This is a genomic window from Rufibacter psychrotolerans, from assembly GCF_016924645.1.
Taxonomy (GTDB): domain Bacteria; phylum Bacteroidota; class Bacteroidia; order Cytophagales; family Hymenobacteraceae; genus Nibribacter; species Nibribacter psychrotolerans.
The window spans coordinates 75,517-88,286 of record NZ_JAFFJV010000004.1 but is presented as its reverse complement, the minus strand read 5'-3'; the positions used below and the strand labels follow the sequence as shown (position 1 = coordinate 88,286).

The 12,770-nt window shown below is 58.3% G+C and carries 11 protein-coding genes and 2 tRNA genes; 5 read left to right on the top strand and 8 right to left on the bottom strand.

Annotated features, from left to right (window positions below):
• Positions 1-4: 4 nt before the first annotated feature.
• The 3 genes from JT718_RS04855 to pdxH are packed head-to-tail and all read right to left on the bottom strand — an operon-like array spanning position 5 to position 2,538.
• Complete coding sequence (locus tag JT718_RS04855) at positions 5-577, bottom strand: Maf family nucleotide pyrophosphatase (protein ID WP_205500746.1); 573 nt, start codon at positions 575-577, stop codon at positions 5-7.
• Positions 564-1,841 (bottom strand): DUF1015 domain-containing protein, encoded by a 1,278-nt coding sequence (locus tag JT718_RS04850; RefSeq protein WP_205500745.1) that lies wholly within the window; start codon positions 1,839-1,841, stop codon positions 564-566. The genes JT718_RS04855 and JT718_RS04850 overlap by 14 nt, the downstream gene beginning before the upstream one ends.
• 43 nt (positions 1,842-1,884) lie before the next feature.
• Positions 1,885-2,538, bottom strand: coding sequence for a pyridoxamine 5'-phosphate oxidase (pdxH, locus tag JT718_RS04845; protein WP_205500744.1), 654 nt, complete (start codon positions 2,536-2,538; stop codon positions 1,885-1,887).
• 200 nt (positions 2,539-2,738) lie between these two features.
• On the opposite strand from pdxH, the gene JT718_RS04840 reads away from it, so the two are divergent.
• From JT718_RS04840 to JT718_RS04825, 4 genes are all read left to right on the top strand, one after another.
• Positions 2,739-3,305 carry a YqgE/AlgH family protein gene (locus JT718_RS04840; RefSeq protein ID WP_240336932.1) on the top strand — a complete coding sequence of 189 codons (567 nt, stop codon included), beginning with the start codon at positions 2,739-2,741 and terminating at the stop codon, positions 3,303-3,305.
• 25 nt (positions 3,306-3,330) lie between these two features.
• The gene (locus JT718_RS04835; RefSeq protein ID WP_205500743.1) at positions 3,331-5,544 is read left to right on the top strand and encodes a DUF349 domain-containing protein; all 2,214 of its coding nucleotides are present in this window, start codon (positions 3,331-3,333) and stop codon (positions 5,542-5,544) included.
• Between the two features lie 129 nt (positions 5,545-5,673).
• Positions 5,674-5,746: transfer RNA gene (locus JT718_RS04830), tRNA-Thr, on the top strand.
• Between the two features lie 78 nt (positions 5,747-5,824).
• Positions 5,825-5,897 (top strand) — tRNA-Thr (locus tag JT718_RS04825).
• A gap of 109 nt (positions 5,898-6,006) precedes the next feature.
• Here the strand turns inward: JT718_RS04825 and JT718_RS04820 are convergent.
• The 3 genes from JT718_RS04820 to JT718_RS04810 are packed head-to-tail and all read right to left on the bottom strand — an operon-like array spanning position 6,007 to position 8,702.
• The gene (locus JT718_RS04820; RefSeq protein ID WP_205500742.1) at positions 6,007-6,564 is read right to left on the bottom strand and encodes a hypothetical protein; all 558 of its coding nucleotides are present in this window, start codon (positions 6,562-6,564) and stop codon (positions 6,007-6,009) included.
• The gene (locus JT718_RS04815; RefSeq protein WP_205500741.1) at positions 6,557-8,059 is read right to left on the bottom strand and encodes a PQQ-dependent sugar dehydrogenase; all 1,503 of its coding nucleotides are present in this window, start codon (positions 8,057-8,059) and stop codon (positions 6,557-6,559) included. The genes JT718_RS04820 and JT718_RS04815 overlap by 8 nt, the downstream gene beginning before the upstream one ends.
• A 10-nt stretch (positions 8,060-8,069) precedes the next feature.
• On the bottom strand, positions 8,070-8,702 hold the full coding sequence (locus JT718_RS04810) for a TVP38/TMEM64 family protein (protein WP_205500740.1): 633 nt from the start codon (positions 8,700-8,702) through the stop codon (positions 8,070-8,072).
• 457 nt (positions 8,703-9,159) lie between these two features.
• Between JT718_RS04810 and JT718_RS04805 the strand changes: the two genes are divergently transcribed.
• Positions 9,160-10,464, top strand: a complete 1,305-nt coding sequence (locus JT718_RS04805) for an erythromycin esterase family protein (protein WP_205500739.1) — start codon at positions 9,160-9,162, stop codon at positions 10,462-10,464.
• A gap of 146 nt (positions 10,465-10,610) precedes the next feature.
• On the opposite strand, the gene JT718_RS04800 is transcribed toward JT718_RS04805, so the two are convergent.
• Positions 10,611-11,243 carry a protein-L-isoaspartate(D-aspartate) O-methyltransferase gene (locus JT718_RS04800; RefSeq protein ID WP_205500738.1) on the bottom strand — a complete coding sequence of 211 codons (633 nt, stop codon included), beginning with the start codon at positions 11,241-11,243 and terminating at the stop codon, positions 10,611-10,613.
• 189 nt (positions 11,244-11,432) lie between these two features.
• Positions 11,433-12,461 (bottom strand): SDR family oxidoreductase, encoded by a 1,029-nt coding sequence (locus JT718_RS04795; protein WP_205500737.1) that lies wholly within the window; start codon positions 12,459-12,461, stop codon positions 11,433-11,435.
• Positions 12,462-12,770: the final 309 nt, after the last annotated feature.

The following is a 12,770-nucleotide window of genomic DNA, read 5'->3' as shown; positions in this document are numbered from 1 at the left end:
ATGATTAGAACACCAGGAGTTCCTCGTACAACCGGTGCACGGGCAGGCCCATCACGTTGAAGTAAGAGCCCTCAATGCGTTCAATGCCCACCAGGCCCAGCCAGTCCTGGGCACCGTAGCTGCCGGCCTTGTCGAAGGGCTTGTAGTTATTGATGTAGAAGTCAATCTCGTCGCGGGTCAACTCCCGGAAGTGCACGGTGGTCACGTCATGGAAGACCACGCTTTTCTCCTGGCTCAGGAGGCACACGCCGGTGTACACCTCATGGCTTCTCCCTGACAGCAGGGTGAGCATGCGGGTGGCCTGAGCGTGGTCAATGGGTTTGTTCAGCACCTTTTCATCCAGGCACACAATGGTATCGGCGGTGATGATCACTTCGTCGGGCTGCAGGTCTTGCTGGTAGGCACTGGCTTTGTGAGCGGCCAGGTACTCGGCCACGTCGGCCCTTTCCAGGTCGGTGGGGTAGGTCTCGTCAATTTCCTTCACGCGGCTCTCAAAGGGCAGACCCAGGTTGGTGAGGAGTTCCTTGCGGCGGGGCGAGTTGGAGGCCAGAATGTATTTCTTGCTAGTAAAATTCATTTTCTTCTATTGAGCTGAACAAATAACCACAAATCACTTTCGGGTAAAAAAAGGTGGACTTCTGCGGCATCACGGCCCCCGAGTGGCACACGCGCTGCACTTCTTCCATCTTCACTTCATTGGTAATGAGGGCCAGCTGGGCCTTGCCGGCGTCTACCCTGGCCAGACACTCGGCGAAGGACCGCACGTAGGAGAGCCCCGGGTGCTGCCGCTGCTCCTCGGCCGAGAGGCCCAAGACCCGCTCCAGAATAAAGTAGTGCATGACCGTCAGGTCCAGGTCCTTCACCTCCTGGGGCACCGCCCAGTCCAGCTGGGCATGCACCTCGGGTTTCAGGCGGGCTTTGTAGGCTTCGCCCTGCAGGTACAGCCCAAAGGCCCAGGGCTTGCCCACAATCACCTCGTTCAGCTCATAGGCTTCTTCTATGGGCTTGACCGTAAAGAACTCCTGCAGCTTCACCAGGAACACGTCTGGGGGCAGGGGCAAGGTCTCCAGGAGCCGGTGGGTGGGCAGGATGCGCAGATCATCTGAGGCGGCGTTGGTGAGGTACATCAGGTGGTAGTTGAACGGCTCCTGGCCCGTAGCCCCGGGGTGCTGTTGCAACATTTTCTGCCGGTACTGCAGGGAGCCTTCGTAGCGGTGGTGCCCATCGGCCAGGATCACCTGCTGGTCCCGCAACAGGTCCACAAACCGCTGGATCACCGCGGCATCATGGATCACCGAGAGCACATCGCGCACGCCCTGGTAGTCCTCCGACTCATAGATAGGCGAGGTGATGCTCTCGTCCATGTACTGCTCCAGGGTGAAGGCCGGATCATGGAACAGGCCGTGGGTAGCGCTGGTGTGCATCCTGGTTTTCTCCAGCAGCTCCACACGGTCGTTCACGGCGGCGGGCATGGTGTTCTCGTGCCTGAGGATCACGCGCTCCTCCCAGGGGTAAGCCTTGATGTGGCACATGAATCCTTTGCGGCAGTATTCCTTGCTGGAGCCCGGCAGCCTGAAATACTGATAATAGACGTAGATGCCCGGCAGGGGGTCCTGCAGCAGAATGCCCGCGCGTTTCCAGTGCTCCACGGTGCGGTGCGCCCCCTCGGCGGGATCAGGCCCCGGCGGCACCGACACGTGGATGCTGTTGTACGAGTTGCGGTACAAGGCCTGGCGTTGCTTGAGGGAGACCACGTCAAACAAGGGTGAGGTGAGGGCATCTATGGAGAAAGGCAGTTTGGGGTTGTACCGGAAGCCTTTGATGGGGAGTATTTCAGCCATGGACGTTTTGTAAGCAGTTTTAGAAAAAGGGGCCCAAAACGGCCTAAGGTGCCAGGCGCTGGATGCGCCAGTTGCCGTCGCCCTCCTTTTCATACAGGAGCCGGTCGTGCAGGCGGTTCTGGCGGCCCTGCCAGAACTCAATGCGTTCCGGTTTTACCAGGTAGCCGCCCCAGTGCTCGGGCCGGGGAATCAGGTCCAGGTCGTTGAACTTGCTGCTGTATTCCTGCACCAGGTTCTCCAGCACCGAGCGGTCGGCAATGGGTTGGCTCTGCGGCGAAGACCAGGCCCCGATCTGGCTGCCGCGGGGCCGGCTGTGGAAGTAGGCATCGGAGGCCTGGGCCGGGACGCGTTCCACCTGGCCCTCCACGCGAACCTGCCGCTCCAGGGCGGGCCAGAAGAAGGTGAGCGCCGCGTACGGGTTTTCCAGGAGCTGTTGCCCCTTGCGGCTCTGGTAATTGGTGAAGAACACAAAACCAGCTTTCTCCAGGGCTTTCAGCAGTACAATGCGGGCGGTGGGCTTGCCCTGGGCATCGGCGGTGCTCAGGGTCATGGCGGTGGGCTCGTCTACTTTGGAGGCAAGGGCTTCCTGCATCCAGGTCTCAAACTGCTGGAGCGGGTCTGCGGAGACCGCTTCTACTGAAAGCTCCTTTAGGGAGTAGTTGATCCGGATGTCGGCGAGGGACAAAGGTTTTTCCATGGTACGGCAGGGCAGGGTTAAAGATCCAAAAGTAGAGTTTTCTGCTCAAAACCGGCAAAATGGGTGAAAAAAGCCGCCCGCATTGCCGGTTTTTAGATACCACCTGCCTTTTTTAGTCGTTTATTGTAGGCAAAGGGCGGGCAGCGCCAACCTAATGCAACGTGAGGCAGTACGTACTAAAGAGATATTTGGCGGAAAAGATGACACGAAAGATGACCAAAGAGATCCAGAACGGAAGTATATTGATATCAGAACCTTTCCTGGGGGACCCCAATTTTGAAAGAAGCGTGGTAGTGATCTGTCAGCACGACAAAGACGGCACCGTGGGCCTGGTTCTGAACAGAATCTCCAACCTGCACCTGTCAGACGTAATTGACATTAACGAAGAAATTTTTGACATGCCTCTGGCGGTGGGCGGCCCCATGCAGCCCAACACGCTGCATTACATCCACCAGCTACCCGAATTACCTGATGCTCAACCAATTGCCACCAACCTCTACTGGGGCGGCGATTTTGAGGAACTCACCCGTTGGCTCAACCAAGGCCTGGTGTCACAGGATAAAATCAGGTTTTTTGTGGGTTATTCCGGGTGGAGCCCGGGGCAGCTGGAAGAAGAAATTGATAAAAATGTTTGGTTTGTTAATAACAATGCTGCGAATAAATTGCTTACTTTGAATATAGATTCCTTGTGGCGCGATATTTTAAAAGAGATGGGGGGTAAGTACAAGATGTACGCCAACTATCCCGCAGACCCAAGCTTAAACTAACCCATTGGCGCAAAGCCTCACGTGTATGATGAACCAAAATCTGGAAAATCAGCAAAACGGTAATACGGAAGAACAACCCACCCAAGACCAGGCGCAGGAGCAGCGCAGAATATTGGAGGAACGTTTAGCCGAGATCAACGCTCGTACGCAGGAGCAGGCTTCCGCAGCGGCCCAGCCTAGCGTACCCACCGCTACCCAGGAGGAGGCACCAGCGCAGGAAAACCCCGGAGGCGCAGCCGAAGAAGTAGCCGCCCCGCAGGTAGAACCCGAGTTAACCCAATCTGCCGTGCTGGCCACCGATGCCTCTCTTCCTACGGACACCGCCCACCTGGGCGACAAGCCATCGGAAACTGCAGATTCCGGGCAAACACCCGCCGCAGACAGCACCCCTGAAGTATCCACGCCGGAGGTACAACCTACGCCCGCCGCTGAAACTCCCCAGGATACTCCGGAGGCCACAACGGCTGCTCGCGTAGCGGCGGCTAGCGCCCCTGAGGAAACCCACGCCGAGGAAGAAGACCTGCACCCTGAGGAAGACTACTCCCACCTGCCCGTGGAGGAGATCAGGGCCCGCATTCTGGCCTTGGCGCAGGAAGGCAGCGCCCGCAAGGTAGGCCGCTCCCTCAACAACCTGTACCGGGTGTACGACCAGCATTTCCAGGTAGAAAAGCAGGAAGCCCTGAACCGGTTCATCGCCGAAGGGGGTTCGCCGGACGATTTTGAGTACAATGCGCCCAAGGCCCACAAAGACGTGGAGCAGGCCATGCAACGGTTCCGCGAGTCCCGGTTCCGGGAGCAGCGCCAGGAAGAAGAGCAGAAACAGCAAAACCTGCAAAAAAAGCGGGATCTGCTGGAACGCCTGCGGGTGTTCATTGAATCTTCTGAGAACCAGGCCAGCGGCAACACCATCAAAGAACTGCAGGCCGAGTGGAAGGCCATTGGCCCCGTACCCACCGCTGAGGCCCAGCAGCTGTGGAACTCCTACCACGCCCTGCTGGACATGTACTACAACAACCGCAGCATCTTCTTTGAGCTCAAGGAACTGGACCGCAAGCGGAACCTGGATGCCAAGATAGCCCTGTGCGAACGCGCCGAAGGCCTGGCCCAGGAAGAGAACATCAACAAGGCCCTGCAGGAGCTCCGGCACCTGCACGACGAGTGGAAGCACATTGGCCCCGTACCTAACGACATGCGCGACCAGATCTGGAACCGTTTCATCCAGGCCTCTGAGCGCGTGCACGACAAGAAAAAAGCGTTCTTTGAGTCCAGACGGACCGAGGAGCTGGCCAACCTGGAGAAAAAGCGGGTTCTGTTGGCCCAGATAGAACAGTTCCAGCACTTCACCTCTGACCGCATCAACGACTGGCGCGACCGCACCGACCAGATCCAGCAGCTGAAGGAGCAGTGGGATGCTGCCGGGCTGGTACCCAAGGAAAACGCCGAAGAGGTGAACAAGGCTTTCTGGAGCAGCTACAAAGCCTTCTTCCACCACAAGAACACCTTCTTCAAGGCGCTGGACGAGGAGAAGATGCAGAACTACCGCCAGAAGGTAGCCCTCTGCGAGGAAGCCGAAAGCCTGCAGAACAGCGAGGAGTGGGACAGCACCAAAGAAAAGCTCATTCAGCTGCAGAAAAAGTGGAAGACCATTGGCCGCGTACCAGACAAATACTCAGATAAAATCTGGAACCGGTTCAGAACCGCGTGCAACGCGTTCTTTGACCGCCTGCACCAGGAGGCCCAGAACAAAGAGACGCAGCTGAACCAGATGTCGGCCAAGAAGCAGGCCTACTGCGAGCAACTGGCCACCAAAGTGGCCGACCCAACCTTTGTAGGCTCTGAGGAGGAGTTCAACCAGATTCACCAGGAGTGGCAGGAAATCGGTTCCGAAGGCAAACGCAACCCTAAGCTAGACGACCGGTTCCAGCAGCTGTTGGGCAAGTACCTGGACAAGGTGCCTACCATGAGCCCAGACCAGAAGGAGCAAACCCTGTTCAGGCTGCAGCTAGACCACCTCAAGGCCAGCCCAGACGGTGACCAGAAGCTGTACCAGAAAGAGCAGCACCTCCGGAGAGACATCACCTCGCTGGAGAACGATATCTCTACCCTTAGAACCAACATTGAGTTTTTTGCCCGCTCTAAGAACGCCGAGAAGCTGCGCGAGGAGTACCAGTCTAAGATTGACGAGGCCCAAAAGCGCATCCAGCACCTGAAACGGCAGCTGAAAGCCCTGCGGTCCTAAAATTTTCTGTTTGAGATTCAGGGGGTTGTTGCAAAAGAGGCAAATTAGTTGCGCAGGGGGTTTGCAAAATAAAAATAGACCTCTACTTTTGTATCGCTTTCAGAAACCGCCTAGGTTTTAGAAGCAGAAGCCTCCTTAGCTCAGCTGGTAGAGCAACTGACTTGTAATCAGTAGGTCGCTGGTTCGACTCCGGCAGGGGGCTCACCCCAACAGCTCAACAGGGGCTGTACCTTGATCAAAATCTCCGCTTTCGGCCTCTTTTGGGAGAAAGAAAGCAAAAGCCTCCTTAGCTCAGCTGGTAGAGCAACTGACTTGTAATCAGTAGGTCGCTGGTTCGACTCCGGCAGGGGGCTCTCTTTCACAGAAAAGCACTTATCAGAATCCTGGTAAGTGCTTTTCTGTTTTAGGGCCCTTTTCCCAAAAACGCCTCTAAATCAGTAATTCCAATGCGCCGCCGCGGGGTCAGAAGCCTTCGTGGTAGAGGATGGACTTGGAGCACATCTCCAACACGTATTCCTTCAGCAGCAACTGGCTCGTGGATTTTTCAGCGATCACCGGGAACACCAGGTCCACAATGGCCGGAATGCCCAAGGCCAGACCCAACTGTTCTGCCACGGCAAATGCCCCCATGGAGTTGTAGTTAGACAGGTATACCTGGTGCAGGTCTTGCCAGGGGCCTTTGGCGCTCCCGGCCAGGGCAATGAAATCGCCCAGGGCTTGCCGGGCCTTGCCGGCCACCTGGCCCAGCAGTTGGCGCACGTCTGAGGGCTCGCGCCCGATGAGGGCAAACAGCTCCCGGGCCTTGGCCTCGTGCTCGCGCTCCTGCAAGGCCATCTCGGCCAGGTACTGCTTCATGTGGGGCTCCTCAATTTTCTCCACGGTGTCTTCCACCAGCTGGCGGCATGAGGATTGGGTCAGGAGCACGTTATCAAACCAGGTTTTGGCGCGGTCAAACTGTGTCTGCCGGGTGTCGTGGTCCAGCTCAATCAGGATAATGGGGTTCTGCGTCGCCTTAGCCATTTTGGGCCTCCTTTCTGGAAATCTTCCATAAAACGCCGGTATGGGCAAAACCCATCATGTTGCCCGGGGTTACCTTGTCCACCCCAAAGTCAAGCACGTACAGGTCCTTGCCGTCGGGGCTGAACTTGCACGACACCGGCCGTTCTATGCCGCCGCTGCCGAACGCCGTGGCCGGCCCCATCTTTTGGTTGTGCATGAACGGCTGCGCGGTTCCCTTCTCTACGTCTACCCTAATGACGCGGAACCCGTGGTCCAGGTCTTCGGGGCGAGGGGAGTTCAAAGGAGCCAGCGTGCCCCATTCGGCCACAAACAGTTCCCCTTTGTAGCCAAACGCCTCTGAGCGCGAAAAGTCCATTTTGCACATACAGGAGTGGGGTTGCTCCAGGAAAGCGGCCGGACCGGCCCACTCGGGTGGGTTTTCCAGGAGCAGTTCGGCGGGGGTGCCGCGGCTGGGCAAGTGCGTTTCATGGTTCACCGGCAGCCCGTCGCCGCAAAGGTCGGGGAAGCCATACCAGGCCGGGGTTTTCACCGTGCCGAACGGTTCGCGGGCAATCTTGAGGTGCCAGATCCGGTCGGGGTCATTGGCGATGGCTCGCTCGCCCTTCTCCTCAAAATCATTGTCGCTCACGTACAGTTCCCCGGCCTCGTTCATGGCCATGCCGAACGGATTGCGGATGCCCCAGGCCAGCAGCTCCATGTCGGTGCCATCGGGGCGGGAGCGCCACACGGCGGAATTGCAGTACAGCTCCCCTTTCACCACCTCGCCCTTTTGGGCCGGCGTGCCGAAGGGTTTGAAGGCCCCGGTCTCCACCAGGTAGGGGAAGGGCATGCGCGGGTCGCGGCTCCTGACGTTGTTGCCCGTCAGTGTCACGTCCTGCCCCGGCACGTCATGGGCGTTGGGGTGCTTGGCCAGGTCAACGGTAAAGCCCGCCGGCAGGCATACCCCCTGCTGCGACACCGACCCATTGCCGAAGTACATGAGCCCGTCTGGCCCAAACAAGGGTCCGCCCGGCTCATGCCAGCCGCCGCTGGGCAGCTGGTCAATCAAGACCTTCAGTTCGCCCGTTTCCAGGTTATACTTCACAATCTGCATGTGGTAGCCGCCTTTCAGGGACATGTACAGCTCGCCATCGCGCCAGGTCACGCTCCGGGGACCAGCCTGCACGTTCATGGTAATGGCCTCGGTCTCGCCCGAAGGTTTCTTCACCACCACCCGGGCGGGCATGTAGGGGCGGGTGGGCCAGGAACTGCCGCCCTCGCTCACGTAGATGGTGCCGTCGGGGGCAATGTCCACGTCGGTAGGGAAGGAGAGACCCGCCATCACAGCCTCCACCGCGTAGCCCTCGGGCACCACCACATCGGCGGCGTCTAGCAGGGGGCGAGCCGGGGGCAGGCGTTCTTGCAGTTCCGGCCCCAGGGCGGTGCCTGTTTTCAGCTCAGTTTTGGCAATGGAGAACCCGGTGTTCTTGCGTAATTCGGCGTAGTTGGTGGGCATAGGCGTGGGGTTAAGTTGTGAGAAGCCTTTTTTTCTTGAGGGTACGTTGCAGCAGCCAGCTCAGGACCAGGGCACACCCCATAACCATGATGGCCAAGAGCCCAGGGTCAAGGGCCTGGAACTGACTGCCCGCGTAGGCGTACACCAGGGACACTACCAGGTGCCCGGCAACTGAGTACACCAAAAAATCCTTGAGCGAAGTGGAAGTGGTGCCTGAGACAAAGGAGACCGCCTCGGAGAGAACGGGTAGTGCCTTGGACAGGGCAATGGCCGTCTTGCCGTACCGCTGGAACAGGGCACTGCTGGCTTCCTCCTCGTGGCCAGAAAACATCCTGCCCAGCCAGGGGTTGGCTTTTCGGCCCAGGTAAAAACCTAACAAGGAAGACAGCAGGCCAGAGAACAACGAGAGCAGGGTGCCCCAGAAAACGCCCACCACCTTGCCGTTCAAGAGCATGATGAGGCTGTTGGGCACCGGCAGCAAAATGTCGGAGGCCAAAAAGCAGAAGCTGACCACCGAATAGGTGATTTTAGACCGTTCCGAGTCCAGGGTGAGCTCCATCCAGGCTTCCAGGGGGCCCAACAGCAGAAAAGTGGTGAGGACCAGAAGGCAGCAAAAGAAAAGAGTAGAGAGAAGTTTCTTCATAGAAAGGTACGTTTCCCCAGGTCACTTTAGAACTCCGTCCCGCTGACCAGTGAACCCTGCTCTCCTTTTCCTACGCGCCGAGACTCTTTGGTATACTGCTTTGGCAACTAAGGGTTGGCACCCCTCTGTTGTTTAGGTAAACTTTATCTTGGAAGTATTACAAACTTATAGACTGGAGAAAGTCTCTGCGGAGCCGATTAAGAACCGGAGTTGCGTTCCCTCCAGCCTCAAAACCAAGGCAGATGCTCTGGGGGTGAGAAAGGCTGGCTACGTTTAAGCGCTACTTTCCCAAAAACAGCCCTATAACAGAAAAGCGTGCCTATTTCATGCCTGTGGGCGCATCATCCTCTACGGACAAATACCCATTTTCTGGACGGCGCTCAGGAAAACATCAACCTACCGGGTTTAGCTGCGTTCAATTATCAGACCCTTTCTCTGGCCCCCTTACACCAAAACTATGGCAGACACCACCGCAAAAGCACCCCTTGGCCTGGCCAACTACTGCCTGCCCCTGCAGACCGCGCAGGACCTGGACCCGCTGATGGAGCGCATCGGCGATGCCAGGTATGTGCTGCTGGGCGAGGCCTCGCACGGCACGCACGAGTACTACACCTGGCGAACCCAGATTACCCGGAGGCTCATCTTGGAGAAAGGCTTCTCGTTCATTGCCGTGGAGGGCGATTGGCCCGACTGCTTTGAGATCAACCGCTGGGTGAAAGGCTATCCCGGAACCGCCGAGTCCATTGTTGATGTCCTGAGCCAGTTTGAGCGCTGGCCCACCTGGATGTGGGCCAACTGGGAAGTGGCGGCCTTGGCCGAGTGGCTGCGGAAGCACAACAACGGCCTCTCCAAAGACAAGCGGGTGGGCTTTTACGGGCTTGACGTGTACAGCATGTGGGATTCCATGAAGATCATTGTAGACTACCTGGAGAAGGAAGACCCCGAGGCGGCCGCCTACGCCAAACGTGCCATTGACTGCTTTGAGCCCTACGGCGAGGAAGAATCGTACGCCATGGCCCTGAGCCGCATGAAATCCAGCTGCCGCGAGGCGGTGCTCCAGCTGTTGCTGGAGGTGCGGCAAAAAGCGGCCCAGTACAACCACGCCCCGGAGGCCGGCCTCAACGCCGAGATCAACGCGCTGGTGGCCGCCAATGGCGAGAAATACTACCGGGCCATGTCGGCGTTTGGGCAGAACTCCTGGAACGTACGCGACCGGCACATGGTGGAAGCGCTCAATACCCTGATGCACTACCACGGCCCCGAGGCGAAAGTGGTGGTGTGGGAGCACAACACCCACATTGGTGATGCCCGCGCCACCGACATGGCCAAAAGCGGCGATATAAACGTGGGCCAGTTGGTGCGGGAGCAGCAGCAGCCCCAGGAGGTGGTGTTGGTGGGGTTTGGGTCTTACGAGGGAACCGTGATGGCCGGCCGCATGTGGGATGCGCCCATGGAGGTGATGCCGGTACCGCCCGCCCAGGAGAAAAGCGTGGAGCAAATCCTGCACGCGGCCTCCCCCCAGAACAAACTCCTGATCTTTGACCAGCAGCCGGCCCTCAAAGAGTACTTCCGCGGGTGGATGGGCCACCGGGCCATTGGCGTGGTGTACCGCCCGCAACGCGAACACGGCAACTACGTGCCCACCCGGCTTTCGGCGCGCTACGATGCCTTTCTGTACCTGGACCAAACCCGGGCCTTGCACCCACTGCACCTAAAACCCCACGGCGGCACCACACCCGAGACTTTCCCCTTCGGGGTGTAGCCGCCGCCCGGCTGGTTCCGGTTTAGGGCTTCTTTTCAGGAAAACGGCCCCAAAACGCTCAAGGCCATCAGGAGAGTGGATCCGCCGTAAAGAAATGGATCTGAGTAATCTTCCTTCTTTCCGCCGGAAAAAAGGGGGAGTGGCCCTTAGTTTTTCTGCGCCTCGCCCGTCATGGGCACAAACCTTACCGGCAGGAGTTCTCTTTCCTCAAAGTGGTTTTCACTGGCCCTGAACAAGAGGACCAATTTCTGAAGGTTGGTGCCCACCGGTGCCAGCAGCCTGCCGCCTATCTTCAACTGGTACATGAGCGGTTCGGGGATTACGGGTGGGGCGGCGGTCAGGACAATGGCGTCAAAGGGGGCGGCCTCGGGCCAGCCGTTGAACCCGTCGCCCAACCTGGTGGACACGTTCCTGATGCCGGTCCGCTCCAGGTTTTTCCGGGCCAAAGCTGCCAGCCACTCAATGACCTCAATGCTGTAGACATGCTGCACCAAGTGGGCCAGAACGGCCGCGTTGTACCCGCATCCGGTGCCAATCTCCAGCACCACCTCCTGGGGCGTTAGCCGCAGGGCCTGGGCCATGTAGGCCACAATGTACGGCTGGCTGATGGTTTGTCCCAGGCCAATGGGCAGGGCCTTGTCTTCGTATGTGTGTTCCAACTGGTCTTCGGGCACAAAAAGGGACCGGTCTACGTCCCACATCGCCTGCAGCACCCGCGCATCAGAGATGTTTCTTCCCTGCAGGTGCCTTTTGATCATTTCGCGCTTGCTCACTCCCATGCTGTAAGGCTTTCTAGTATGTACCCGCAACCCGCTTCCACAGCTGCCAACCAGCCATTCCTGACAAATGTTTCCCGGAAGTGACGCGTCCACTAGCCTATGGCTTTACCGGGGCGCCATTCCGGCCAAGGAGTAATAAGAAAGGCTCCCTGTCTTGTCAGGGAGCCTTTCTGGTGGCCGGTTACCGGTTTAGTGGGGCCCTTTGTTTTTGCCGTTCTTTCTTGAATTGTTGAGCAAAGCAAACACGGCCGCACTGGCCGCCACCGTGAGAACGCCCGTGGCCACCGGGTGCGTCTTGGCGCGGGTGTACAGGCTGGTTTTCATCACGTAGCCTTTGTAATTGCCGTGCACTTCGCCGTCGGTGGAGGGGGCGTGCAAGGAGCCTTCCTTGTTTACCGGCGCCTCATCGCGCAGCTGTTCTTTGGACATCACTTTGGAGCTGATCCAGTCCAGCAAGCCGGGGAAGCGTTTGTTAAGCGCGCTCATGGCTTTGGCCCCGCCGCCCACCATCAGGTCGCGGTACGGGTGCTCGGCGGCATGCAGGATGGCGCTGGCCACTTCCTCGGGCGTGTACACAGGGGCGGGCAGGGTCAGGGCTTTGTCGGTGTAGTTTTTGGCGTGCTCCGGGAAAGGCGTGTTGATGCCTGCCGGCTTGATCAGGGTCACCGACACCGGGGCTTTGTCTTCCATGAGCTCAATGCGCAGGGCATCAGTAAACCCTTTCACGGCGTGCTTGCTGGCGGCGTACATGCCCTGCAGGGGCACCGCCACATCAGACACCTCGCTGCCCACGTTGATGATGGCCCCGCCCTTGGTGCGCAGGTGCTTGGCGGCCGCCAGGGAGCCGTACACCAGCCCCCAGAAGTTGGTGTCAAACAGGCGGCGGTTGTCCTCATCGGTGACTTCCTCCAGGCGGCCGTAGATGGAAAGGCCGGCGTTGTTCACCCAGGTGTCAAACCCGCCGCATTCCTGCTGGGCCACGTCTACAATCCATTGCACTTCTTCCTGGTGGCCCACATCGGCCACGCAGTGGAACGCCTTGCCGCCCTCGTTCCTGATCTGCTGCTCAATGTCTTCCAGGGCCTCGCGGTTACGGGCTACCAGGATCACCGTGGCACCCTTGGCAGCGGCCGCTTTGGCGGTAGCCAACCCAATGCCGCTGGAGGCTCCGGTAATGACAATCACCTGTTCATTGAGTGGTTTCAAAGAATAATTCATACCCTTGGTTTTAAGTTTATAGCTTAATTCAAAATTGTTCTTGCTTTTTTCTTACGGGTTTAAACCGGCTTAGATACAGTAGTTCTGCTATTTACGGGGTTTTATAAGGGCCATACGCCCAAGCAGGAGAGGCCAGGGGAAGAAAGCAACCGGGAGCCGCAGCCCTAACCAGGTGTTCTCTGCCCCAGGGCGAAGGGGAGGCGGTCCATACCACGCTGCCGGCCGGGGCAATGCTTTCCGCCTGTTTCAGGGCAGTTTTACGCAAAACAGGGGCAAACCGCCGGGCCATGATTTTTTCAGCCTTGGGCA